The following is a 23653-nucleotide window of genomic DNA, read 5'->3' on the forward strand; positions in this document are numbered from 1 at the left end:
GGTGGGCCGGGCTGTCGATGTTTGGCAGTGACAAACCCAAAGTACCCTCTGCGCCGATCACGCCGATGTTGTTGGCGCCGCGGCCTGGTCCCGCGGTGCCCAGTTTGGCAACGATGGCAAATGGTATTGCTGGGCGACAGGCTCCTATGTTGTCTCAGGCAGGTCCGCTGATGGTGCCGATGGCGCCTAAGTTAGGCGACGTCACGCGCTCACTTGCTGCGCCTGTTGCTCCCAAACCCGCCAGCCTGGTTATTCAGGCGCCTGTGGTACCTAAGCCAGAGCCTGCGCGAGTAGACCAAAAGTTCAGCTATTCGCTGAATATGCCGGTCACGGTCGAGGGTGATGCCAAGGATCCGCAGCAGTTTGTTCAGCAGCTTTTACCTCTGATGCAGCGCGCACTGAATGACGCCGCGCAGCAGGAAGCCCGACGCAATCTGTACGACGACGCCCATACATAAGGAGGGACCATGGAATACCTGGAGCAAATGCAGTCCGGCTTCAAATACCTGGTCAGCGCGGGCGAGGCGGGCCGGCGGAGCATTGATGGGATTATGGGACCGGTAAACGGCGCGATCAGCGAGATCACTGGTGCAGCTGCTGAGCTTGAAAATGTGCCGTTCCTACCGCCAGGTGCAGGTGAAAAACTTCAACGGGTCATGCGGGGGATTGGTGCAGCACAGGCCAAGGTCGGCGCGGTGGTTGAGACATACAGCCGAGCTTCGCGAGCGGCCTCACAAATAGACGAGCGCCTTGGTGTCCTCAAAGAACAAGCCGCCAAGGCCGGCGCGGCCATCAATAAGGTGGCAGGGAAGGTCAGTCCATCATTGGCAAACGTTCTACCGACTGAAGCCCTGGGGCTATCCCAGACTCCCCTCGCTGAGGCCGTGAAGCCGTTTCCTCACCTGCTGATCATCCAGCCGCTCAAGCCAAACACCCAACCCTACTACTTCAACCTGGATACGGCGGCCTTCGACGAGTTACGCCGGCAGACGGAGTTTCGCTGGGCTGCGCAAGAACGCCTCAGCCGTCGACCGGCGCAACAGGCCATTGGAATGGGTGAGGAAAAAATGACCCTTAAAGGCTCGATCTTTCCGGGCTTCAAGGGAGGGCTCAAGCAACTGGACACCCTACGCAGCATCGGGGCCCAGCTGATGCCTCTGACCCTCACCACCGGCTACGGGGAAGTGCTGGGTACCTGGTGCCTGAAGAACCTCGACGAAGAACAGAGCGCGCTGCTGCAGGGAGGGATCCCGCGTAAGCAATTATTTACCCTGGAGTTTGTACGATATGGCGATGACCTGCAGAACGTCTGACGGCGACGTGCTGGATACCCTGTGCAACCAGCTTTACGGGCACCTCAATGGCACCGTGGAGGCGGTGCTGGCCCACAACCAAGGACTGGCCGATCAGCCGCAACCACTCAAGGCTGGTTTGTTGATTGTCTTCCCCGACCTTCCGCCCGTCACGGATGAAACGGTGCAGTTGTGGGATTGATAAGAGTGCTTTGAATCAACTGAGCACCCATCCATAACGAAGCCCCGCATGACGGGGCTTTGTCGTTTCTGGGGTATAGAGATGAAACCAACTTTTAGAATTGTCGCGGACGGGACCGATATCACGGCCCTGATCAACGACCGCCTGCTGTCCCTGCGCACCGTCGATAAACCCAGCATGGAGTCGGATGACTTTGAGCTGCGTATCGATGACCGCGATGGTGCGGTGTCACTGCCCAAGCGCGGTGCCGGCATTGAGATCTACCTGGGCTACGCCGGCAACAGCCTGACGCGCCTGGGCCGCTACATCGTGGATGAGGTCGAAGCATCCGGCCCGCCGGACACCATCGTCATTCGCGGTAAAGCCAGCGACATGCGCGGATCCGGCAAAACCACCCGTACCGGTAGCTGGGAAAACGTCACCCTTGCGCAGATTGTCACCGACGTGGCCGCTCGCAACGGCTGGCAACCAGTCTGTTCCATTACCACTGTGGTGCCTCGGGTCGACCAGATCGGCGAATCCGACTTCAACTTTATCACTCGCTTATCCAAGCAATACGACTGCACCGCCAAGGTCGCCGACGGCAAGCTGTTGGTGATGCAGCGTCAAGCGGGCCAGAGCGCGAGCGGCAAAACCCTCGGCGTGGTCACCATCAGGAAAAGCGATGTCAGCCGCTGGCAGTTTCGTTTCGCTGATCGCACCACGCAAAAGGCGGTCAAGACACGCTACCAGGACAAAAAGAGCGGCGAGCTGGTAACCCTGGAGCTGGGCAATGATGACGCCCCGGAAGGCATGCCGCCGGTACATACCGACCGACATATCCATCCCAACAAGTCTGCAGCGGAACAGGCTGCCAAGGCACGGCTGAATGCGTTCAACCGTTCCTCTGCAGCAGTTCGGCTGGAGATGGTGGGGCGCACCGACTTGTTTGCCGAGCGCCATATCAACGCGCAGGGCTTCAAGGACGGATTGGATGGGGATTTTCTGGTGGACTCGGTGGAGCAGGTGTTCACCCAGGCCGGCTGGTCCACCACGGTAGAGTGCAACGCCGGCAAAAAAGGCAAAGCCAAGGCCAAAGGTAAGAAACAGAAAAAGCCGCTCACGGTGCTGACGGTGCCGTAACCGCCTAACGCAATCGACAGACCCGCAACGACGAACTCAGGAGGCGCCATGCCCATCACCGAGCAACAACTTCAACGCATCATGCCCAACGCCCGCCGCCAAGCGGGCGTTTTTGTATCTGCTCTAAATGCAGCGATGATCAACAGGAAGATCAATACACCCAAGCGCCAGGCCGCATTCCTCGCCCAGGTCGGCCACGAATCCGGTCAGTTGCAATACGTACGCGAACTGGGCAGCGATCAGTACCTCAGCAAATACGACACCGGCGCCCTGGCGGCCAAGCTCGGTAACACTCCCGACGCCGACGGTGATGGTCAGCGCTACCGTGGTCGCGGCCTGATTCAGGTCACCGGTCACGATAACTACCTGCGCTGCAGTCTGGCGCTGTTCGGCGATGAACGATTGTTGCGCACACCGGAGCTGCTCGAGCAGCCGCAATGGGCTGCAGAGTCGGCGGCGTGGTTCTGGTCGATGAATGGGCTGAATGCGCTCGCGGATCAGGACCAGTTCAACACCATCACCCGCCGGATCAATGGCGGCCTCAACGGCCTGGAGGATCGGCTGCAGCTGTGGGGTAGGGCGAGGGCGGTGTTATGCGTCTCTTCGACCTGATTCCCGCGCAGTTTCGTATCGCTGTCGTCGGCGGCTTATTGCTGATGGTCGCCGCCGGATCCGCGGCGTTGGCCTGGACTGCGCAGGACTGGCGTTATGGCCGTGTGTTGGAGCGCCAGGCCCGGCTGCAGGCGGACACCCTCAACGAGATATCCAAAGCGTCTGCTGACCTGCAGCGCATCGAGCGGGAAAAACGCCTGGCCCTGGAGCTACGCCTGCAGAACAAAGATGAAACCCACCACAAGGAACTGACCGATGAGCAAACCAAGCAGGCTCGCCTGCGTGATCGCCTGGCTACTGCTGATCTGCGGTTGTCAGTCGTACTCGCCGCTACCGAAACCACCGGCAGCTGTGCAATGCCAACCACCACCGGCACCGGCCGCGTGGTTCATGGCACCACAAGAGCCCAACTTGACCCAGCGCATGCTCAACGAATTATCGGCATCACCGATGTCGGCGACCAAGGATTGATCGCCCTGCGAGCCTGTCAGGCTTACGCAAAAGAGGTTTCTACACCGAAGTAAAAGGAGCGGTCGGGCAGGATGCGTCAACATCCCACCCGGCCACCTTCCCCGCAGATCGTCCCTGCAAGTCCAGCCAAGGCTCCTGCTTCGTGCACAAAGCGGAGCGAGCCTAGCACTGTTTATCCATACAGCAAAGGTCTTGCTTTTTATGTCTACACCCATCATCCCTTGGATGGGCGGCAAACGCCGCCTGGCCGACCGTCTTATCCCGCTCTTCCCGCCACACGAATGCTACGTTGAAGTGTTTGCCGGCGGCGCCGCGCTCTACTTCATGCGTCCCCAGGCAGCACCGGTTGAGGTCCTCAACGACATCAACGGCGACCTGGTGACGCTGTACCGCGTCGTGCAGAACCACCTTGAAGAATTCGTCCGCCAGTTCAAATGGGCGCTCAGTTCCCGCCAGGTGTTTGAGTGGCAGAAGATGACCCGCCCTGAAACCCTCACCGACATCCAGCGCGCCGCTCGGTTCTTCTATCTGCAGCACCATGCCTTTGCTGGCAAGGTGACGGGGCAGACGTTTGGCACCGCGACCACTGGCCCAGCGATCAACCTGCTGCGGATTGAGGAGAATCTATCTGCAGCGTGGCAGCGTCTGTCAGGTACCTATGTGGAAAACTTGGGCTGGCTGGAATGTGCCGAGCGCTACGACCGTGCCCATACCTTCCACTACATGGACCCGCCTTACTGGCAGACTGCCGGCTATGGCGTGGATTTTCCCTTTGAGAATTACGAGCGCATGGCTGACTTCATGCGGCGCTGCAAAGGGAAGGTCATGGTAAGCATCAACGATCACCCGGACATTCGACGCGTGTTTGAAGGCTTTCATTTTGAGACTGTAGACATTCGGTACAGCACAGCGAACCAGCGGCAGGGCGTGACGGCTATCAGCGGAGAATTGATCATCATGAATTGGCAACCAAACCCTTTGGGGTCACTTTTTTAAGTTTTCGCCATGGGGTCATCCATAACCCTAAGCAATCTTAGATTTTTTAGGACTTCAAAATCTCCCAGGCTTTACGTAGAGCTTCAAAAACGTTAGTAAGCGCAATCACTAAAGCGATCCATTTCATGATGTTTTCTCTGTAATGAAGTTGGACCCTTCTGGGTCCGATATATCGTTTTCGAAAATCAGTGAGGCTACGTGCTAGCTCTGCGGTAAATTCAGCTGCTTTTGGTTTTGTGGGAGGCTGGGGGGCCTTAAGTCCTTTTAAGGCTAGTATGTGGCTGGCTTTTAAGTCAATACCCGATTTTGATTTTTTTCTGATGTTCGCAAGTTGCGGAAGTTATGCAACTTGCGCAAATTTCCTAAGCTTGACCCTCTGCGGGTCCCGTTTTCATTGGGTTTTTCGGTTGGAGGCGATTCGCACGCCTTTGGCGTCAGCGATTCTGCGGCTATCGATAGCGCTGTACGTATTTACGTATTTACGTATTTGCGCAAAGCGGTAGCTTCGACGGAAAGACGGAAAGACGGAAAGACGGAAAGACTCCTAGGTGCAAAGGTACAAAGGTACAAAGGTACAAAGGTACGAGGACGCTGATTGATGGATTAACGCAATAACGCAATAACGAATTAACGCAATAACGAATTAACGAATTAACGAATTAACGCAATAACGCAATAACGCAAGTAACCACCAACCGCATTTTAGCGGCTAAAATTTTCCTCAAACTGTGCTGCTGTTGGGGCAGACTATTTCTCATCAGATGGGAGAATCAAAGAGGCCCCTTGATTCCGAGGGTTGCCGACGGCTTTGTTCACTGTGTACCACTCAAAGTCTTCAGTTGGTTGGCAGCAACCGCGCGCGATTTCTTCGGCTTGTGCTGGAGTGAGATTCGGATCAAGCCATTCCCTAGCGTGATCAGCTGTTAGCACCAAAGGTTTGCGGTCGTGTATATCCACCATGCCCTGATCACTGGCGGCGGTGATGATCACGAACCCATCGCCGTCGTGGGGATCCAGGCCAGAATGAACTTGGGCGAGCGCGCCAAAGAACATGGGTTTCTGACTCTTCAGGCGAATGAAGTAGGGCTGCTTTCTCTTCGGATCGTCAGGGTCTTTGACCCATTCGTACCACCCCTCACTCGGCACCAGGGCTCGGCCATTCGGCCAAAGTTGCTTGAAGAACTTTCCCGTGGTGACCGTCTCTACGCGGGCGTTGATCGGATCGGGGCGCTTGCCCTTGGCCCTGAACGGCGCCCATCCCCATTTGACTGCATCGATATGCAGCCCATCTTCTGCAGCGTGTAACACCTGCACCCGGGTCGACGGCGCGACGTTGTAGCGATCAATAGGCTGAGCGTCGTAACCGCTGAACAGCTCTATCTGGGGGCTCAGTTCTTCAATGAAGATCGCCATCCCTTCGTACTGCACGAATCGCCCGCACATACGCACCTCTCCGCCTGTCGAAATCCCCTACAGAAAAATTGACCGCAAGCGCCCTACAAAGTTAACTGTATATTCGTACAGTATCTGTAAAAGGCCGTATCATGAGCTTCACCATTCTAGGTCCTATCGCTGAGGCAGGCGCAAAGCTGCCTATGTGCTCGTTCCAGGTTCCAGCCGGTTTTCCATCGCCGGCAGCGGATCATATTGAGCAGCACATCTCATTGGATGAGGTTCTGAATATCCGTGCACCGCATGTGTACCTGGTAGCAATCACCGGGGAAAGCATGCAAGGGATTGGTATCTTCGAAGGTGACCTCGCGGTGGTGGATCGTGCCATTGAGCCTGCTCACGGACATGTAGTGGTGGCGCTGCTGAACAATGAGCCCGTCTGCAAGCGCCTATGCAAGCGCGGCCGGGAGGTGATCCTTCTATCAGAGAACCCCAAATACCCGGCGCGTTACGTTCTTGAAGGGGATGAGCTGTCAATCTGGGGCGTGATTACCAGCACAGTGCGCAGCCATGTCTAAACAAGAACCGACCTTTGCGCTGATCGACTGCAACAGTTTTTATGCCAGTTGCGAGCGGGTGTTCCGGCCGGACCTGGCGAAGGTGCCCATTGTGGTGCTGAGCAATAACGACGGCTGTGTCATTGCTCGCAGCTACGACGCAAAGCCGTTTATCAAGATGGGCGAGCCGTATTTCCAGATCAAGCACAAACTCAGGCAGCACGGCATTGTGCCGTTTTCCTCCAACTATGCGCTGTACGGTGACATGAGCGAACGGGTGATGAGCCTGATCGAGGCGATGGTGCCGGCAGTCGAGGTGTACAGCATCGATGAGGCATTCGCCGACTTAACCGGCATCGGTGGGCTGGATACCTTAGGGCGGCAGATCCGCGCTCAAGTGCTTCGCTGCACCGGCATTCCAGTCGGTGTTGGTATTGCTCACACAAAGACTCTGGCGAAACTGGCAAACCACACCGCGAAGCGCCTGCAGGTTCAAACCGGTGGTGTGGTCAACATCACCGACCCGGTTAAGCGGGACTGGGTGCTGCGTAATACGGACGTGTCGGAGGTGTGGGGCGTTGGCCGCAAGATGAAACTTCACCTCGATGCGATGGGTATCAAGTCTGCAATGGACCTGGCTAAGGCGGACCCATGGACGCTTCGTAAGAGGTTCAGCATTGTGATCGAGAAGACGGCCAGGGAGTTGAGCGGCACGCCTTGCTTGGAGCTGGATGAGCCGGATCCGCCGAAGCAGGAGATCTGCTGCAGCCGCATGTTCGGCAAGAGGCTGACGGAGCTACCTCCAATCAAAGAGGCGGTGGCCACCTACATGATGCGTGCCTCGGAGAAGCTCCGCGCTCAGAAATCGCTGTGTAAGAAGGTGCGCGTGTGCATCCGTACTGGCATGTTTAACCCGGAGGAAGCGAAGTACGCGAACGGTGTGGTGGTGGATATGCCGTATCCCACTGACGATGTGCGCTTGCTCACTCAAGCTGCGGTTGGTGCGCTAGATCGCATATTTCGGCCTGGCTTTAAGTACAGCAAGGCCGAGGTTATGTTGCTCAATCTGTGCCAGCCAGGTGAGTACACCGATGATTTGTTCGCCACGTCTCAGCCAGCGGAGGTAACAAGCGTGATGACCGTGCTAGACCAGATTAACGAACGATGGGGCCGAGGAACTCTGCGTTCGGCCAGTGTACCAATTGACCCGGACTGGGCAATGCGCCGAGAGATGATGAGCCAGAGCTATACGACCAAGGTTGATCAGCTTTGGAGCGTTGAGTGCAAATAGATGCGTGAAGTAGGATCGTTTTGCTCTCTCCGGGTCATCGCTGATTAGCATTTCACATAATTCTATTGTCAATAACGTTGATAGTTATGATTTTAGTTTGTACGTCTAAAAATTCGTATATTGCATGCCCTTTTTTTATCATTCCTATGTCCGACGAATACAGGGTGTCAGCGAAGGACGCTAATGCCACATGGTTTGCATCACTAGTCGCAGAGGTAAAGCGATGGCTGAGCTTTAAGTCGCTGTCATTACAGTAGCCAATTACATTTAATACGTTATATGCAGAAAGTATTTTGCTTGATGTGGGTATGCAGCCATCCAAGTTTGGTGGAATGTAATTTATTCCTAGGAAATCTTCAATTGAAAAGTTGTGCCCTCTATATCCGTCAAGAGCTTTGTGAAGGCTCCATATTTTTTCAATTATTTTTGGACCTTTAATGTTGTTGAGCTCTCGCGGTCCTATGCCAACCTTTGCTCTGTAAGTATTTATTATTGAGGCGTTGTCGTCGGTTTGGTAGTTTAACATCATTTTTGTCGAGAGCTCTTGAAGTGTTTTCTGGTGCTGAAGGGTTCTCGATATGTAATTCTTGAGCTGAGTTAATTGCTCGTTTGTTAGCGTGTCGGCATTCGACAATCCTTGCGTTAAATTTTCTAGAATCATCATGAAATCGGAGTTTTGTTGTCGGTCCAATTCTTCAATGCTCGGCAGAGACTTGTCCCCGTAGAATTTTCTCAGGGTGTTATTGGTTGCGGTGTATGTTTGGTTAATGATGTGTAGCTGGCCGCATAATCTGGCATATTGCTCAAATGGATCTGCATCTGAAATGATCGCATCATTGGTGCTTTGATGGTTTTCGTCTACGAAAATTTTGAAGTGCATTGCGTTCAATTTTTTAAGTACGTTTAAAAAATTATTCTCTTCTCCCTTGCTTCTATTAATTTCTCTAAGCGTTTCATCGGAGTACACTACTTGATGCTCTTCGAAAATCTTCTCGAAAGCGGATGTTTGGGGGTAGCGTAAAAAGTAGTTCAAGATATTGTGATCTAAGTATGCAGTTGGTTTTCCCGCATAGGGAGGTTTGGGTTTGATCATAGTGGGCTCAACGGTATGAATTTATGATAGCTTCAGACTAGCACCTTAGGCGTACGACAAGGAAAGTCTAATGTTTCGAATGCTTGTGTTTTTGGTTGTGGCCCTTGGATCGGTTGCCAATGTGCATGCCGACAGCGTTTCCCCATGGGAGCCAGGCCAAGATATTGAGGCGTTTTACGCTGAGTACTGCCTGGAATCGAATCTCGAAAAGCACTTTTTCCCATCCCTTGATCCGAAACAGTTGGCAGGAATTACGCGACTCATTTCAGAGGTATTGTGGGCTGACATATCGGAGGATTTGGTAGGGCGTCAAGGTGCCTCCAAAAAGGTTCTTGATCGGATGAGGGCGTTGGGGCAACCCGTAGCCCCTTCATTCACCCACATGCGCCAGCAGGCTGCTGAAGAGCCTATGCGCAGCAAATATGTGTATGCGTATAACATAAATGCGGACCAGCGAGATTATGCCGTTAATGCGTTTAGAAAATTGGGTAAGAGCGACACTCGGCTAGGGGCAGCAATGGTGGCCGTACTTGAGTGTCGGATCATTCGCAATGTTAAAACCATGGATCCATTCGTGGCCCAGCGGGTGGATCAGATTAAAGCTACATCACTTCCTAGAACGTCTACGCGCTTGAACAGCGCCGGATCACGTAACGGCTACTCTGACTCAGACTGTAGCTGCGGTGGGGGAAATTTTTGTTACGGGCCTCGGGGTGGGCACTATTGCATTACATCGGGTGGTAAAAGGGCCTATGTGAAGTACTGACAGATCTGTATCCCGTCCCCGTTCTTTCCAAAGGCACCACCTGGTTGAGTATTCGCTGGGTGGCGCCATGCTTTGAAGAAGTTATTCTGAATTACCTAAAATTTAATTCAGCCCTTATGCTCGGCTACTTCTTTGTCATAGTCGCCCCAGCTTGCAAAGCCAATAGGGCGTTTCGGAGCTTCAGGATGGGAACGTTTCTGCTTTACCAGCATTACACTGATTTGCGTCACATGCTGAATTAGCTCAATCGGGGATCCATCGGCCTTTTCTCCATAAAAACGGATGAGTGAGGGATTGAAATAGCCTATACCGGTGAAGCTGAACGTTACCTCTCTCCCGAAACTAACCAGTTGCCCACCCACCTCGTACTCATCGTCCAATTCCCGGTGGAAATCGTTCACCATTTCAATTAGCCGCCAGTAAAATTCACTTGCGCTGTTTGGGTCGGTGGGTGGGGTCATTAATTCGACCATGGATGCATAGCGATTCAGCTCTACGTTCATAAGATCACCTTTATTAGTGGATAGAGGACAACTAAGGATACTCATTGTTGGCAAGTAAGATTTGGAATCTGCATCGCTGATGTTGTTCGCTTTGTGACTTCTGAATCACTGGGGTGGGCAAGTTCCTACTCGCCCATGGTTGCAGAATTCTGATATCAAGTAATTTTGCCAGCGTTACCATTTCAGTAGGGATTAAGCTTTTCAAGCCCTGCCAACCAGTCGTCCCATGTGTCTACGCCTTTGGCCAGCTCGATCATTTGCTCAATGTCGATCCCTCGGTTCAGTCCCTTTGAGACCTGCTGGTCCAGCCAAGCGCTTTTTAGGTTCACCAATCGCTTGCGGAGAATTCCAGCGAGGTAGCTACGGCGTGTGGCCAGGGTGCCCTGCTGCTGAACCATATGAAGTGCAAGGGCATCAACGACGTCAGTTCCCAAGGTCGTGTTTGAAACTTTGGCCAATGAGCGCAACTCCACAAGTAGGCTGGGAGCCCCGTATCGTTTTGTCAGTGCACTGATCCGTTTAAGCCCCACTTCATTGAGGCGGTGGGACCTCAGACTCAGGATTTCATTGATGCCGGCGACGACCGTCTCCTCTGCTGCCGCAACTGGGGTCGCCCGGCCGATCTCCAGGGACAGCCTGTCGAGTTGTGACTGCAAATAAACCAGCTGTGAGCCGCTGGCACTGACCACAGAAGCCCGGATTGATTCCAGGTGTTCAAGCACGCCTTCTGGCAAATCACTGCCCATCAGTCGCCTTTCAAAATTGAATGCGACTACGCCCTCAGGCCTTCGGACTAACCCCCACTCGGTGAGTACACGAATGTAACTATCCTTGGCGTCACCGGTGAGGTCAGCAGCCCTGGCAGTCAAAGCATCTGCAATACCCCGCTTAAACAAAGGTTCCAAGTCCGGTGCGAACTCAGGATCAAGCAAACCGCAGTACGGTGAATCAGCTGTGGCCTCATCAAAGATGTATTGCGTCAGGGCTTGGTCATCAAGCTGATCAAGAGGAAGGTCATCGTTCATAAGCGTGAAGTTGGCCGAGGTCGGCTTACGATTGAACAGTTCACAAAAATAGGGGGTCAAGGGTTTCAGGTCGAAGCAACCCATGTAGGAAGCGTCCACAAGAATTTCGTCGCGGAGGTCCCCCGCCGGCAGTAGTGGAACGATCCGAGTCGCCCATTCAGCTAAAAGCGAGTGAGGGGCTCTCCAAGTACCAGTATCCCATCTCCGCCATGTGATTTTTAACAGGCGCTCATGTATGACCATATCCCAGCCGAGGTTTGGGCCCTCAGCATTTTGTAGCTTCGTAATCGAGACCAACAAAGCGTTGGCGTTGCCGCTATTCATCGCTTCCAGCACTTGAATCTCTGGCAGCTCCATGGCGACTTCACGAAGTGGGTCCGGCAGCTCCTCAATCAGTTCCAGATCACACGCTTGAATCGCAGCCATGGCGACCGTAGCAGCAAGGTTTGGATGCCCATCGAACCGAGCGCACAATACTGAAATCACCTCCCGAGCGACCCCCGTATTCCCAACCAGCACCGCTGCCGTAAATACAAAACCGAGCACTGGACACTCCGTCAGATCCATTTGCTCGATCAGTTCGTTGAGCGACCGAGTGTCGGTTTGATGGATGCTTACCTGACGGGCCATGGCGAACGCCTCCATGCAATCAGCGTACGGCTTGGACATTTCCTTGAGTGCGGTGACGGCCTTAGCACAGCTTGCTGGGTAAAGGGGTAGCCCTTCTGTGCGATTCAAACGCATGGACACAGCAACGTAGATCGCCGATGACAACAACTGGATGGCGAATGGAAGTTCGTCCTTGCGCGCCAGCACGCTATCCACAAGGTCAACGATCGTTTTATCACTAGCCCCGGAGTTGAAAATTGTCATGGCAAATGCGCGGAGTTCCATGGCAATGCCGTCTTCAGTGGTCAAATCTACGCCATCGCCTAGGGTTGCCCAGGCTGCCTCGTTACCGAGCGCCCATAGCGCGAAAGACATTTTTTCTCTTAATGGTCGAGCTGGGCCATCAATGCGCTGGTAGACGGCCAGAGCCTCTTCAAAATTTTGTCCAAGTAGCAGTCGGTCACCATCAGCTTCAATCGAAGTGCCCTGCACATCAAAGTCGCTGAATCGGCCCCGCATGATTTGTCCCGTCGTCAGGGTGTTCTCCACCGTGATTTTGGTGTGAGCTTCAGCAGATCCCATCAGGTTCTCCAGTCAAAGTCAGCTTTCATCAGAATTAGTGAAACGATGCCGCCGCGATTTTATGGGCTTTCGAGTTGGTCGGCGGTCGTCCAAAATCGCTGACCTGGCGACAGGCGAAGGGTGACGAATGAAGGATAAAAAAACACCGCAGCCGTCGACAGCCCCACTAGCATGAGGCGTTGAGGTCAGTGGTGAATAGCCCCTAGCTTCGTAGAAACATCCGACTGACTCCTTTTGGCCGATTGCTGTCCGTCAGCGCGCATTAGACTGCCCATCATAAGGATTACCTGGGACGATCCTGCAGTCGCCTCAGGAAGCTGATGCCTAGCCGAGATTTGTACCTCTGAGTTTGGCCAAGCCCTGTTTAATGTGGCCGGCGTTTTCCCCGATAGCTTCCAAAGCTCCACGAATATTGTCGCCTACCTTTGGCGCAGCGCTCTGTTCCACCCATAGCGTCAGTTCCATTACCGCCGCCTCCAAGGCGAGCTGATTCTCATAGATCCTTTCCAATACATCGGGTAGTGAGTAATCACCTGACATGGGGCCGACTCCTTTGGAGAAAGTCTAAGCATAGCAGCGGGAGTGTTGAAGAGATTTAGGGCAAAATTAGGGCATATCTAGGGCCGCCATAGACCGCAGGGCACCATGAATAAAGGTTGAAAGCTCCGTATTTTCTGGCCTTAGGCGGTATACAGGGCCGTAAGAAGGGGTTCGAATCCCTATCTCTCCGCCATTTTTTACTTAAAAGCCCCGTTTTTACGGGGCTTTTTTGTGTCTGACTGTTTGTGTTCCCCCATTCGGATTTTGGAAAGGTGTCCTTGTCGTCAGGTCGTTCACGAGGGGGTGCTTTTCCACTTGGCAATCTACGCTGGCGCTTGGTAAGCGTCCGGGCATCCCGCCTTGCGCCACTAAGCGGGTTGCCACCGATGCGCATAGGTATCTACACAACTTTATGGCGACGCTGGACCTGTGGCGAGGGAGCTTGCTCCCGTGACGGCCTGACAACCGACGCTTATCTACCTGACACACCTCGATCAAACTGTGGGAGCTGGCTTGCGAAGACTGCAAAGGGGCCAGCACATTCGATACTAATGTGATTTTTGCAGGATCAAATCAGTGGGCTCGAGCAGTGCCAGCAGCCTTGACCTGGCTTGTGGATTGGCGCCGTATCGGGCCGCCACATAGGCGTCGAGCAATTGGGTGAACTCTTTCGCAATGCCGCTGCCCTTGAGCGTCATGACCCGCTCACCGTCCATGTAGACCGGCGCCGAAGGGTGTTCGCCTGCCCCGGGAAGCGAGATGCCGATATCGGCCAGTCGGCTCTCGCCCGGACCGTTGACGACGCACCCCATGACGGCGACATGCATCTGTTCGACACCGGGGAATTGTGTTTTCCAGTCGGGCAACCGGGCATGGAGGAAGTTCTCGATCTGCTGTGCCAGCTCCTGGAAAAAACTGCTGGTGGTACGCCCGCAACCAGGACAGGCCACCACCGTCGGAGTAAAGGCCCGTAAGCCCATGGTCTGCAAGATCTGCTGGGCCACCTGCACTTCGCGGGTGCGGTCGCCATTGGGCTCGGGAGTAAGGGAGATTCGCAGCGTGTCGCCGATACCTTCCTGCAACAGTACTGCCAGTGCCGTGGACGAGGCGACGATACCCTTGGAGCCCATGCCGGCCTCGGTCAGCCCCAGGTGCAGCGCAAAATCGCAACGCCCGGCAAGGTTGCGGTACACCGCAATCAAATCCTGCACATGGCTGACTTTGGCCGACAGGATAATCCGGTCCGCTGGCAAGCCGACTTCGATGGCGCGCCGGGCATTTTCCAATGCCGACACCACCAATGCCTCGCGCATGACGGCATCGGCCGCCAACGGCGACGCCATCGCTGCGTTGACGTCCATCATCCGTGCCAGCAGGTCCGGGTCCAGGCTGCCCCAGTTGACGCCAATCCGTATCGGTTTGTCATAGCGGCAGGCAACCTCGATCATGCTGCAGAACTGTTCGTCACGCTTGGCGCCCTTGCCTACATTACCGGGGTTGATGCGGTATTTGGCCAATGCCTCGGCGCATGCGGGATAGGCGGCCAGCAAGCGATGGCCGTTGAAGTGAAAGTCTCCCACCAGCGGTACATTGATATTGCGCTTGTCCAGATGCTCTCGAATATTGGCCACCTGGGCCGGGGCGTCGTGGCTGTTGACCGTGATACGAACCAGTTCTGCGCCCGCCAAAGCCAGGCTTTCGACCTGCCGAGCCGTGGCGAGCGCGTCGGCGGTATCGGTGTTGGTCATGGCTTGCACGACAATGGGGCCCTGGCTGCCCACGGTGACCGGGCCGATGGCAACTTGGCGGGTCGTGCGCCGAACGATGGTATTGATCATGTATCCGACTCCTGAGTAGTCGCACCTTACTGACGGGCAATCAGCCCGTCGGGAAGACGAAAGTGAACATGCTCTTCGCGTCCTGGCAGGTTCTCGATCTCGAGGGGAAAGATCCTTTTCAAGGTATCGAGTACGTCTTCGATCATGGCCTCGGGCGTAGACGCGCCGGCCGTAATGCCGATGCTCGATTTATCATCGAACCAGCCCCTGCGCACCGAACCGCCGTCGGCGATGAGGTAGCTGGGTGTTCCGGCCTCTTCGGCAATGTCGCGCAATGTCACGGAGTTGGCGCTTTTGGGGCTACCAATGACCAGCACGACATCGACCTTTCGGCACAGTTCACGCACAGCGGTCTGGCGATTCTGCACGGCATAGCAAATATCCCGCGTGTCGGGCCCAATGATTTTCGGATAGCGCCGCTTGAGCATTTCGACCAGCGAATGGGTGTCGTCGACGCTGAGAGTGGTTTGGGTGATATAAGCCAATGAGGTGTCTTGTGCAAACGTCAGGGCCGCGACTTGCGCCTCGGTTCGTATCACGACGACCGGGGCGGGAATCTGCCCCAGGGTACCGATCACCTCAGGATGGTCCGGCTCGCCAATCAGGATCACCTGGTATCCCCTGGCTGCGTACTGGCGTCCCTGGTTATGTACCTTACTGACCAGCGGGCAGGTGGCGTCCAGCACTTGCAGACCCTGGTGACGCGCCTGGTCTTCAACGTCCTTGCCCACCCCATGAGCGCTGAATATCGTCACCGCGCTTCGTGGTATTTCATCCAGCTCTTCGACGAACAACGCTCCCTTGTCCCGCAGGTCCTGGACCACGTGTTGGTTATGAACGATTTCGTGGCGCACATAGACCGGTGCGCCAAATTGCTCTAGGGCCAGCTCGACGGTTTCAACGGCGCGAATGACGCCGGCGCAAAAGCCCCGGGGTTGGGCAAGGACGATTTTCATGGCAGTTCCTCATGGTCACCCGTTGCTTGTTTGATGGGGTGCGTGAGGTTGCCGCGCGGGGTCGTATTCCCAGAACCATCTCAATGCATCTATCTCGATGGGTTTTGTATTCTGGAAAGATTCCAGGGGTTGTGGCTGCGTCAAGGCTCCCCCTTCAAAGGCGCTGTCATCTGTATTGCCACTCATTGATTTATAACGTCGAGTATTTTGTGACCAGACAGTCGCACCGACGTAGTAACGCACGACGGATTCGATGTAGGCCTTCACACCCTCCGAAGCGTCTTTTTCTACTTCTTTCCTCAGCCGCACAAATAGGCCCAGCAAACGTAGGCGCATCTCCTGATATTCATCAATGGCCGCTTCGAATGTGCAGTCGCGTTCGCGCATCAGAACACGGATCAGGTTGTGCTCTTTGTAATTCGAACCCCGTACCATTTCCTTCAGATAGGCATGGGGTTCGGTTTCCCAAGCCATTAAGTGCCCCAGCATTTCGAACAGTGCCCGTACCCGACGATCCTCATAACTTCTTTGAGAAATGTCCACGTTGGCAATCACGTGCCCCAGCGTAGGGAATGACCAGGCGCCGCCGCCGGTCAATCGCATGGAAATGTAGTCGTTAACCGAAGGTACCGGATTAATGGCTTTCCACATTTCAGCCATCATGTAGATACGCATGGATTCGACAAAGCGCGCGGTTTGCTCCGGCTTGGCAAACTTATCAAGGCGAATACGCAGGTCACGGGCCGCCAGGGCATAACGGTCTTGCGAAAGCTTGTATTCTGGCGATTCGAACTGACGCCATATTTCGGCCGAGGCCTGGATGAATTTGCCCGGATCGCTGGAAATAGGCCCTTCATCGCAATATTCGTCGTCATAAGCAAAAGCCCACATACAAAAATCGATACCCACCTGCAGCAGTTCCTCACTCCCGACGGGGTACATCATCGAACCTAACCAACTGCAATGAATATTGGCCTGACGTGTGCGTTGTTCATCGTTTGGATAAAGTTCGAAGTGATCGGCATAAGCACGGGTGGCTTGTTCAAAGGGGTGCTTGTCGTAAGCATCCGAATCCAGATAAGAGTCCGGAGCGTCCACCGCGAAACTTGGATGAATCGCAAATGTGAACGGTTGGAGAAGGGAGGGAAGTTTTAGGCTCATGACTTTGTCCTTGGATAGAATTGTGTGCTCCACCGGCGATAAATCGCCATGTTGGATTCGTCGCATACAAGTTTGGGAGCACTCATGAAACGCCGATTGCTCCACACGTCGAAGTCTTCCTTTACTGTTTTCACGAACCAGCGATGGATATAAAACAAGGGCAGTGCATAGGCGATATGACGTAGCGACTGCGGCAGGGCTTTTACCCTTTCAAACCGGATGGTGTCGATCATGCGGAATGTCCAGTTCAGTGGCGCCGTCTGGGTACCCAGAGCCTGTGTTCTGGCCAGTAGACCCAGGCGTTCGAAGTAAGCCTCCCCCACCGCATAGCCAATGCCGTAGCACGTCATTTTCATGGTCACGACTTGGCCGAAGACTTTTGCACGCATGGTGTAGATGATTCGGTGCTTCTCCTCTTCCTGCTGTGTGGTGACTTCTTTTAGCCCATGCAGATATGAAAAATGGTTGGGGTCAGCGCTATTCTCGGTCATGTCTTGGGACAAGCCCTGTAATTCGAAGGTCTCGTGACAGCCCCGAGAGAAGCCAGCACAGTCCAGCTCGGGGAGCTCCCAGTAAGGCGGCAGATTGTCTTCGTGTCGCCAGACAAAAAGTACGTTATCGACTTCTTTGAAATAGCGCTGTGTCAACGCAGCGGCGGGGGGCTTCTTGCCATTTCCCGTCTTGATGCAGTGCCCTTGCGGGTTGAAAGTGAGGCCATGAAACGGACAGACGAGATCCTCGCCAACAACCTTGCCGCCATAGCCCAAGTGGGCGCCTAAATGCGGGCAATAAGGGTCAATCGCTCGGGCCAGACCTGAAGAGGTACGATAAAGCACCAATTCCTGGCCCATGAAGGGAACCCGTTTTACCTTGCCTGGCGTCAACTCGTCACTAAAACAGGCGGCGAACCATCCATTGGGATAGGGCAATGGGTCTTGTGTTATGCCTGTTGCACTGCGCTTATTGTCAATGATTTGCAGGGCAGGAATTTTAACAACCTCGTCCTGCCTGATCGAAGATACGTCCATGATCTGCTCCTTGACTTTCCTGTTTTCGATCACGTGGTAACTCGAAGAAGTTAGCCCGTTGTCTCTCTGGACTTTACTTCGCAAGGAATCCCAAACTATTGTGTTGCATCGGTGGTGATTGGATTGTTTGTCTTAGGGACGGTCTCCATGCTGTGCGTAATTGTTTTAATGCGCAGAGGATAAAATTGAGCCATCCAGCGCCTAAAGGCCACCATGTTTCTTTCTTCAGCGATAAGTTTTGGATGCTCGGGATGACTCCTGTAGAACCAGATTGCAAAGTCATTTTTCACCTCTTTCATGAACCAGCGCTGCATTAATAGGCCGAGCACCGCCTGTATTCCGTTGCGAACCACGGCGGGTAAAATATCGAGTCGTTTGATGTGTATTGCGTTGGCCAGACGGAGCGTCCATTGATGCGGCGTCGTTTGCGTGGCAAGTGATTGGGTAATAATTCGTAAGCCAAGGCTGAAAAGTTCCGTGTCTCCCGCCGCAAATCCCATACCGTGGCAGGAGACGCGCATTTTAACGGATAGTTTATTTACGCATCCTTCCATGATGTTGATCATCTTATGCCCATCTATTTGCTGGGTTATGGATGCGTTTTTAACTCGATGTACCCATGCGAAATGGATAGCGTCAGCGCTGTTTTCCGCCATGTCTTGCGAGTCGCCCGGTATTTCAAACGTACTGCCTCTCAAGGGGCTGTAGCCTTCCAGGTCGAGCGACGGCACATTCCAAGAGGGAGGACGACCTTCGTGGTGATGCCACACATAGATCACTCCATCTTTCTCATCTACAGGCCAGCTGGTTAATCTTGCATGGGGCGGCGGGTGGCAACTTCCGGTCCTGATGCAATTTCCGCTGGGTCCATAGGTGAAGCCGTGAAAGGGACATACAAGGTCCTCGTTTTCGACTTTGCCGCCATGTCCAAGATGCGCACCTAGATGGGGGCAATAAGGATTAACCGCATGAACGGTTCCTGAGCGGGTTCGATACAGCACCAATTCCTGGCCCATGAAGGGAACCGTCAATACCGCTTCGGTCTTGAGTTCGCGACTATAACTTGCGGCAAACCATCCGTTTGGATAGCGCGTTACCTCGTCTGTCGCGCTATCAGGAGTTTTAAGTTTCATGACTGCTCCTTTGTATCTGGAAGTGACCCTGCCTGGAGTGATGCCGGCGGCGAGAAGGCGAGTGCAGGGGTTTATCGCTTCACAATCACGCTATAGGTCGACACCTTGTTTTTAATCAGCGCCACCGACCAGTTCTCCGCCAAGACTCGCAACTCTTCCAGTGCCCCGGTCACGCCATGAGGGAACAATTCCTCGTTTTCAACGTTGGCCTTGGAATCCATCAACCAGCGAACGACATCGATATTGGAGGGCAGTACGCACATGTCATGGATCTTGAAACCGCTCTTGACCAACACGCCGCGAAAGTATTCAGGCGTCTTGCGGTGTTTACAGGCCAGGCGATCGACATCGTCTGGGGTATCGGGTTTGTAATCCTGGGGAGGGGTGTTGTAGAGATTGTCCGAGATGATCACGACACCGCCTTTACGCACACGAGGTAAAAGTGAGCGCATGGTGTTTTCGTAAAGCTCATCGGGGAAGTGCGAGATGACCCCGCGGATGATCACCAAGTCATAAGGCTCGTCGTAGTCGGGCAGTAACTCGACGTCCTTTGCATTGCACAGGTACAAGTTGATGCGCTCGGAAAGGCCTTGCTCGGCATGAAACTTAGCGCAGTAATCGAGCTGGCGCCGACTGACATTGACCCCGTCCAGGCGTTGGCACTCAGGAAACCGTTCGGCCAGGTACTTGAGGATATAACCCCAGCCGCAACCGATATCGAGGATACGCTTGATGGGCGCGCGGTTCGGGTCTTCCAGTCCGGCCAGTTTCAGTTGTCGCTCGAAATAACGGATACCCGATTCGTCGAGGCTGATCGGCGGGGTTGAACGCGGGTCGTCGTAGACACCGAACTGGAAAAGAATGTAATTGCCTATGGCCTTGCGCCAATCTTCCGGACTGTCGCCATAGGTATATACGACCTTTTCCTGATAGCTGTCGACGCTGGATCCTTGAATGATCTGAAAGGGAAGATGGGTTTCATCGGCGATGACAGGCTGCCGGGTGGGTATGTTCATCACGTTTCTCCTTGTGAGTTTCACTTCAGGCTGTTGCCCGCATTGCGACGGCATCCGGCGCGTTGCGATTGTTGAAAGACTCCAAGCCATGCAGCGCCAGGAAGGCTTCTATGGAGCGGGCGATCCCGGGCGCATCGAGCCCGCACAACGACAGGATCTTGTCGGGTGCGCCATGCTCGATGAAATGATCACTGAACCCCAGTTGCAGCACGGGCGGTGAGTGACCGAGCGTCGCCAGGTGTTCCAGGCACGCCGAGCCGACGCCACCCATGACGCAACCTTCCTCGACGGTCACCAGCAGGTCATGGTCGCGTGCCAATTGCTCGATGAGGGCACCGTCGAGGGGTTTGATGAAACGCATGTTGGCGACCGTAGCGTCGAACGCTTCGGCGGCTTCAAGGGCGGGCACGACCATCGAGCCGAACGCCAGGAGTGCGATGCGACAACCGACCGATTGCGTCGAGGCCCTGCGGACTTCACCTCGCCCCACCGGCAAGTTCCTGAGTGCCGAGGACGCCGCGACACCGCGGCCGCTGCCCCGTGGGTAACGCACAGCGCTCGGGCCTTCCAGTAACAGTGCCGTGTGCAACATCTGCCGACACTCGTCTTCATCTGCCGGGGCCATGACGGTCAGGTTCGGTATGCAGCGCAGGTAGGCGATGTCGAAGGCGCCCGTGTGGGTGGCGCCATCGGCACCAACGATGCCGGCCCGATCGATGGCAAATACCACGGGCAGGTTCTGGATCGCGATATCGTGAATGAACTGGTCATAAGCCCGTTGCAGGAAAGTCGAATAGATTGCGACCACCGGCTTCAAGCCGTCGGCGGCCAAGCCTGCGGCGAAGGTCAAGGCGTGCTGTTCAGCAATGCCGACATCGAAGTATTGGTCAGGGAAGCGCCGTTCGAATTCCGTCAGGCCCGACCCTTCGCGCATGGCCGGGGTGATTGCCACCACCCGGCAATCCATCGCAGCCTCATCGCATAACCAATCACCGAACACCTGTGTGTAGGTCGATTTACCGGCCACCGGCGGATCGATACCCTGTGCTGGGTCGAATTTTCCCGGCCCGTGATACAGCACCGGATCAGCCGCCGCTGGCGTGTAGCCGTGGCCTTTTTCCGTGACGATATGCAGCAGTTGTGGCCCACGCAGTTTTTTTAACGCAGACAACGCGGTGAGCAACTCTTCGAGGTTGTGTCCATCGATGGGGCCGGTGTAGTTGAAGCCAAAGGCTTCGAACAAGGTCGCATCGCCCGCTAGTCCTTTGACCTGTGCCTCGAGTCGATGGGCCAGTGCGCGGGCAGTGGAGCCATTGCCCAACAAAGCTTTTATGTTCTCCTTGGCCGTTATCGCACAGTGGTTGGCTGTCAACGTGCCGAAGTAGCGGCGCAAGGCACCGACAGGGGGTGAAATCGACATGTCGTTGTCGTTGAGGATCACCAGCAATGGCAGGTCTTCGAATGTTCCGGTGTTGTTCATGGCTTCATAGGCCATGCCGCCAGTGATGGCGCCATCACCGATCACTGCGATGCAATGGCGCTGTTGCGACTGATTGCGAGCTGCCAGGGCCATGCCCAATGCAGCCGAAATGGAGGTGCTGGAGTGTGCGGTGCCGAAAGTGTCATACGGCGATTCGCTACGCCTTGGAAAACCGGAGATGCCTCCCTGTTGACGGATGTTGGCCATGGCTTCGCGGCGCCCTGTGAGGATCTTGTGGGCGTAAGCCTGGTGGCCCACATCCCAGACGATCCGATCATTGGGCGTGTCGAATACATAATGCAGGGCGATGCTCAGTTCCACGGTGCCAAGGTTTGCCGACAGGTGCCCGCCGGTTTTCGAGACGCTGTGCAGAATAAACGCTCGCAGTTCGTCCGCCAGTGGGCCCAGGGCTCTGGCATCCAGTGCCCGCAACTCAACGGGGCTGTCGATGGTCTCGAGTAATTCGAACATGGGCGGTTCCTTCCCTTGAATGGGTTGCGGCGGATTCGCTGAGGCTTCAATGCAATCGGTTGATCACCAGGTCCACCAGTCCATGCAAACGGTCGGTTCTGCCGGGTAACGCTTGCAATGCCTCGTACGCCTGCGTGCCCAACTGCTGTGCCAGTTTTCTGGACTGTTCCAGGCCAAGGATCGAAACATAGTTAGGTTTATGGTCCTGAGCGTCCTTGCCGGCGGTCTTACCCAGGGTCGCGGTGTCTATCGTGGCATCGAGAATGTCATCGACCACTTGGTACGCCAGGCCGATCGCTGCGCAGTAACCATCCAGGAGGTCGAGATCGAAGGATGCATCCTCGGCGCACAGGACGCCCATGCGCACTGCAGCTCGGATCAAGGCGCCTGTCTTCATCCGGTGCATCTGCTCGAGTTGGGCAATGTCCAGTTTCTGACCGACACTATCCATGTCAATCATCTGCCCGCCAGCCATGCCCAGCGAACCCACCGCCATAGCCAGCTCGCCCATCAGCAAGGCCTGGCGCTCGGCCGTTATCGGTACACGGCATAAGGTGATGAACGCCTGGGACTGCAAGGCGTCGCCAACCAGAATCGCCGTGGCCTGATCGAACTGAACATGCACCGTGGCGCGGCCATGACGCAGCTCGTCGTCGTCCATGGCAGGCAGGTCATCATGGACCAGCGAGTAGATGTGCATCATTTCCAGCGCGGCCCCGACCATATCCAGAGCCACCGGGTTGGCTCCGGCCGCAAATCCCGCGGCCTGGCACAACAGCGGGCGCATGCGTTTGCCACCACCCAGCACGGCGTAACGCATGGCCTGGTGCAGGGTCGATGGTGAGATTTCTGAGGTAGGTAGCTGCTGTTCGAGCATGCGCTCGGTACGCTCGACCGCATCATGGCGCCATGAGTCGAACAGCGCGTTTCGCGCCTGCGCTTGCCAACTGCGCAAACCTGCGACGTCGTGATGTTCGAAGATCCGGCGAAACCAGATACTGAAGGTTTGCGGAGCCTGGCTGATGCATCGGGATACTTGCGTCAGGCTCAGCCATTGCCAGGCATGTGCTTCTTCGGGGTTGGCGATGGGGTCCTGCTGACAAATGCCGGCGAACACATGATCGTATTCATGTTCGATCAATTGGTTGGAAACCTGTTCATGGTAGAGCAGTTGGAACACGCTCTGAAGTTCGCATTCAAGCCCCATTTCCTCGTACAGGCGGCGTTTTGCCGCTGCCGCAGTGTCTTCGCCGCACCGCGGATGACCACAGCAGGTATTGGTCCACAAACCCTGCGAGTGATACTTGCCCAAGGCCCGTTGCTGTAGCAGCAAGCGACCTTGTTGATCGAAGATGAAAATCGAGAACGCCCGGTGCAAAAGCCCTTGCTGATGGATATAAAGTTTTTCTGCAGAGCCAGTCTGGCAGTCGTTCTCATTGACAAGGATAAGTGTCTCTTCCATGAAAGCTCCGATACAACTCCATAGTGATCCGTAACTACAATTTCATGACTGGTCA

22 protein-coding genes and 1 pseudogene are annotated in these 23653 nt (G+C 55.0%); 10 read left to right on the forward strand and 13 right to left on the reverse strand.

The genetic code is table 11. From position 1 onward, the window contains the following. From BUE92_RS28475 to BUE92_RS08670, 7 genes and pseudogenes are all read left to right on the forward strand, one after another. Positions 1–458: pseudogene (locus tag BUE92_RS28475) on the forward strand (phage tail tape measure protein); the annotation flags it as partial. Between the two features lie 9 nt (positions 459–467). Beyond that, positions 468–1313, forward strand: a complete 846-nt coding sequence (locus BUE92_RS08645) for a phage tail protein (RefSeq protein WP_073523122.1) — start codon at positions 468–470, stop codon at positions 1311–1313. After that, the gene (locus tag BUE92_RS08650; protein WP_043046728.1) at positions 1288–1494 is read left to right on the forward strand and encodes a tail protein X; all 207 of its coding nucleotides are present in this window, start codon (positions 1288–1290) and stop codon (positions 1492–1494) included. Before BUE92_RS08645 ends, BUE92_RS08650 begins: the two co-directional genes overlap by 26 nt. An 81-nt stretch (positions 1495–1575) precedes the next feature. Continuing rightward, a complete protein-coding gene (locus BUE92_RS08655) occupies positions 1576–2616 on the forward strand; it encodes a phage late control D family protein (RefSeq protein WP_073523125.1) in 1041 nt (346 codons plus the stop codon). 48 nt (positions 2617–2664) lie between these two features. Continuing rightward, positions 2665–3228, forward strand: a complete 564-nt coding sequence (locus tag BUE92_RS08660; protein ID WP_073523126.1) for a glycoside hydrolase family 19 protein — start codon at positions 2665–2667, stop codon at positions 3226–3228. Next, positions 3210–3752: a lysis system i-spanin subunit Rz gene (locus tag BUE92_RS08665; RefSeq protein ID WP_073523127.1), complete on the forward strand. Its 543-nt coding sequence runs from the start codon at positions 3210–3212 to the stop codon at positions 3750–3752. Before BUE92_RS08660 ends, BUE92_RS08665 begins: the two co-directional genes overlap by 19 nt. Before the next feature lie 148 nt (positions 3753–3900). Further along, on the forward strand, positions 3901–4695 hold the full coding sequence (locus BUE92_RS08670; RefSeq protein ID WP_073523128.1) for a DNA adenine methylase: 795 nt from the start codon (positions 3901–3903) through the stop codon (positions 4693–4695). Positions 4696–5442: 747 nt separating this feature from the next. Here the strand turns inward: BUE92_RS08670 and BUE92_RS08675 are convergent. Next, positions 5443–6138, reverse strand: a complete 696-nt coding sequence (locus BUE92_RS08675) for an SOS response-associated peptidase family protein (RefSeq protein WP_073523129.1) — start codon at positions 6136–6138, stop codon at positions 5443–5445. A gap of 101 nt (positions 6139–6239) precedes the next feature. Between BUE92_RS08675 and BUE92_RS08680 the strand changes: the two genes are divergently transcribed. Together BUE92_RS08680 and umuC are read left to right on the forward strand one after the other, a co-directional pair. Beyond that, complete coding sequence (locus tag BUE92_RS08680; protein ID WP_023658794.1) at positions 6240–6665, forward strand: LexA family protein; 426 nt, start codon at positions 6240–6242, stop codon at positions 6663–6665. Continuing rightward, positions 6658–7935, forward strand: coding sequence for a translesion error-prone DNA polymerase V subunit UmuC (umuC, locus tag BUE92_RS08685; RefSeq protein WP_073523131.1), 1278 nt, complete (start codon positions 6658–6660; stop codon positions 7933–7935). Before BUE92_RS08680 ends, umuC begins: the two co-directional genes overlap by 8 nt. Positions 7936–7987: 52 nt before the next feature. Here the strand turns inward: umuC and BUE92_RS08690 are convergent, their stop codons facing one another. Further along, complete coding sequence (locus BUE92_RS08690) at positions 7988–9028, reverse strand: hypothetical protein (RefSeq protein WP_073523133.1); 1041 nt, start codon at positions 9026–9028, stop codon at positions 7988–7990. Between the two features lie 70 nt (positions 9029–9098). Between BUE92_RS08690 and BUE92_RS08695 the strand changes: the two genes are divergently transcribed. Beyond that, the gene (locus BUE92_RS08695) at positions 9099–9794 is read left to right on the forward strand and encodes a hypothetical protein (RefSeq protein ID WP_073523135.1); all 696 of its coding nucleotides are present in this window, start codon (positions 9099–9101) and stop codon (positions 9792–9794) included. Positions 9795–9901: 107 nt separating this feature from the next. On the opposite strand, the gene BUE92_RS08700 is transcribed toward BUE92_RS08695, so the two are convergent. The 11 genes from BUE92_RS08700 to idi form a co-directional block, all read right to left on the reverse strand. Continuing rightward, the gene (locus tag BUE92_RS08700) at positions 9902–10297 is read right to left on the reverse strand and encodes a DUF6173 family protein (RefSeq protein ID WP_073523138.1); all 396 of its coding nucleotides are present in this window, start codon (positions 10295–10297) and stop codon (positions 9902–9904) included. Between the two features lie 182 nt (positions 10298–10479). Next, positions 10480–12513, reverse strand: a complete 2034-nt coding sequence (locus BUE92_RS08705; protein ID WP_073523140.1) for a hypothetical protein — start codon at positions 12511–12513, stop codon at positions 10480–10482. A gap of 324 nt (positions 12514–12837) precedes the next feature. Beyond that, the gene (locus BUE92_RS08710) at positions 12838–13053 is read right to left on the reverse strand and encodes a hypothetical protein (protein ID WP_073523142.1); all 216 of its coding nucleotides are present in this window, start codon (positions 13051–13053) and stop codon (positions 12838–12840) included. A gap of 548 nt (positions 13054–13601) precedes the next feature. Further along, on the reverse strand, positions 13602–14891 hold the full coding sequence (gene ispG, locus BUE92_RS08715; protein WP_073523144.1) for a flavodoxin-dependent (E)-4-hydroxy-3-methylbut-2-enyl-diphosphate synthase: 1290 nt from the start codon (positions 14889–14891) through the stop codon (positions 13602–13604). 26 nt (positions 14892–14917) lie between these two features. Beyond that, complete coding sequence (gene ispH / locus BUE92_RS08720) at positions 14918–15847, reverse strand: 4-hydroxy-3-methylbut-2-enyl diphosphate reductase (RefSeq protein WP_073523145.1); 930 nt, start codon at positions 15845–15847, stop codon at positions 14918–14920. 15 nt (positions 15848–15862) lie between these two features. Beyond that, the gene (locus BUE92_RS08725) at positions 15863–17008 is read right to left on the reverse strand and encodes a terpene synthase family protein (RefSeq protein WP_073523146.1); all 1146 of its coding nucleotides are present in this window, start codon (positions 17006–17008) and stop codon (positions 15863–15865) included. Continuing rightward, entirely contained in the window at positions 17005–18036 is a 1032-nt protein-coding gene (locus BUE92_RS08730) for a Rieske 2Fe-2S domain-containing protein (protein ID WP_081372175.1), read from the reverse strand. Before BUE92_RS08730 ends, BUE92_RS08725 begins: the two co-directional genes overlap by 4 nt. 95 nt (positions 18037–18131) lie before the next feature. Beyond that, a complete protein-coding gene (locus tag BUE92_RS08735; protein WP_073523147.1) occupies positions 18132–19169 on the reverse strand; it encodes a Rieske 2Fe-2S domain-containing protein in 1038 nt (345 codons plus the stop codon). Positions 19170–19240: 71 nt separating this feature from the next. Beyond that, on the reverse strand, positions 19241–20185 hold the full coding sequence (locus tag BUE92_RS08740; RefSeq protein ID WP_073523148.1) for an SAM-dependent methyltransferase: 945 nt from the start codon (positions 20183–20185) through the stop codon (positions 19241–19243). Between the two features lie 25 nt (positions 20186–20210). Next, positions 20211–22136, reverse strand: a complete 1926-nt coding sequence (gene dxs / locus BUE92_RS08745) for a 1-deoxy-D-xylulose-5-phosphate synthase (protein WP_073523149.1) — start codon at positions 22134–22136, stop codon at positions 20211–20213. Positions 22137–22182: 46 nt separating this feature from the next. Further along, positions 22183–23598 carry an isopentenyl-diphosphate Delta-isomerase gene (gene idi / locus BUE92_RS08750; protein WP_073523151.1) on the reverse strand — a complete coding sequence of 472 codons (1416 nt, stop codon included), beginning with the start codon at positions 23596–23598 and terminating at the stop codon, positions 22183–22185. Positions 23599–23653 lie beyond the last annotated feature (55 nt).

It is taken from the genome of Pseudomonas fluorescens (genome assembly GCF_001902145.1).
Taxonomy (GTDB): domain Bacteria; phylum Pseudomonadota; class Gammaproteobacteria; order Pseudomonadales; family Pseudomonadaceae; genus Aquipseudomonas; species Aquipseudomonas fluorescens_BV.

Coding starts and splice junctions, on each gene's coding strand:
- idi (WP_073523151.1), bottom strand. CDS start 23,598: ATGGAAGAGACACTTATCCTTGTCAATGAGAACGACTGCCAGACTGGC.
- umuC (WP_073523131.1), top strand. CDS start 6,658: ATGTCTAAACAAGAACCGACCTTTGCGCTGATCGACTGCAACAGTTTT.
- BUE92_RS08705 (WP_073523140.1), bottom strand. CDS start 12,513: ATGGGATCTGCTGAAGCTCACACCAAAATCACGGTGGAGAACACCCTG.
- BUE92_RS08660 (WP_073523126.1), top strand. CDS start 2,665: ATGCCCATCACCGAGCAACAACTTCAACGCATCATGCCCAACGCCCGC.
- BUE92_RS08730 (WP_081372175.1), bottom strand. CDS start 18,036: ATGGACGTATCTTCGATCAGGCAGGACGAGGTTGTTAAAATTCCTGCC.
- BUE92_RS08695 (WP_073523135.1), top strand. CDS start 9,099: ATGTTTCGAATGCTTGTGTTTTTGGTTGTGGCCCTTGGATCGGTTGCC.
- ispH (WP_073523145.1), bottom strand. CDS start 15,847: ATGAAAATCGTCCTTGCCCAACCCCGGGGCTTTTGCGCCGGCGTCATT.
- BUE92_RS08740 (WP_073523148.1), bottom strand. CDS start 20,185: ATGAACATACCCACCCGGCAGCCTGTCATCGCCGATGAAACCCATCTT.
- BUE92_RS08700 (WP_073523138.1), bottom strand. CDS start 10,297: ATGAACGTAGAGCTGAATCGCTATGCATCCATGGTCGAATTAATGACC.
- BUE92_RS08725 (WP_073523146.1), bottom strand. CDS start 17,008: ATGAGCCTAAAACTTCCCTCCCTTCTCCAACCGTTCACATTTGCGATT.
- BUE92_RS08680 (WP_023658794.1), top strand. CDS start 6,240: ATGAGCTTCACCATTCTAGGTCCTATCGCTGAGGCAGGCGCAAAGCTG.
- ispG (WP_073523144.1), bottom strand. CDS start 14,891: ATGATCAATACCATCGTTCGGCGCACGACCCGCCAAGTTGCCATCGGC.
- BUE92_RS08665 (WP_073523127.1), top strand. CDS start 3,210: ATGCGTCTCTTCGACCTGATTCCCGCGCAGTTTCGTATCGCTGTCGTC.
- BUE92_RS08675 (WP_073523129.1), bottom strand. CDS start 6,138: ATGTGCGGGCGATTCGTGCAGTACGAAGGGATGGCGATCTTCATTGAA.
- BUE92_RS08645 (WP_073523122.1), top strand. CDS start 468: ATGGAATACCTGGAGCAAATGCAGTCCGGCTTCAAATACCTGGTCAGC.
- BUE92_RS08655 (WP_073523125.1), top strand. CDS start 1,576: ATGAAACCAACTTTTAGAATTGTCGCGGACGGGACCGATATCACGGCC.
- BUE92_RS08710 (WP_073523142.1), bottom strand. CDS start 13,053: ATGTCAGGTGATTACTCACTACCCGATGTATTGGAAAGGATCTATGAG.
- BUE92_RS08670 (WP_073523128.1), top strand. CDS start 3,901: ATGTCTACACCCATCATCCCTTGGATGGGCGGCAAACGCCGCCTGGCC.
- BUE92_RS08690 (WP_073523133.1), bottom strand. CDS start 9,028: ATGATCAAACCCAAACCTCCCTATGCGGGAAAACCAACTGCATACTTA.
- BUE92_RS08650 (WP_043046728.1), top strand. CDS start 1,288: ATGGCGATGACCTGCAGAACGTCTGACGGCGACGTGCTGGATACCCTG.
- BUE92_RS08735 (WP_073523147.1), bottom strand. CDS start 19,169: ATGAAACTTAAAACTCCTGATAGCGCGACAGACGAGGTAACGCGCTAT.
- dxs (WP_073523149.1), bottom strand. CDS start 22,136: ATGTTCGAATTACTCGAGACCATCGACAGCCCCGTTGAGTTGCGGGCA.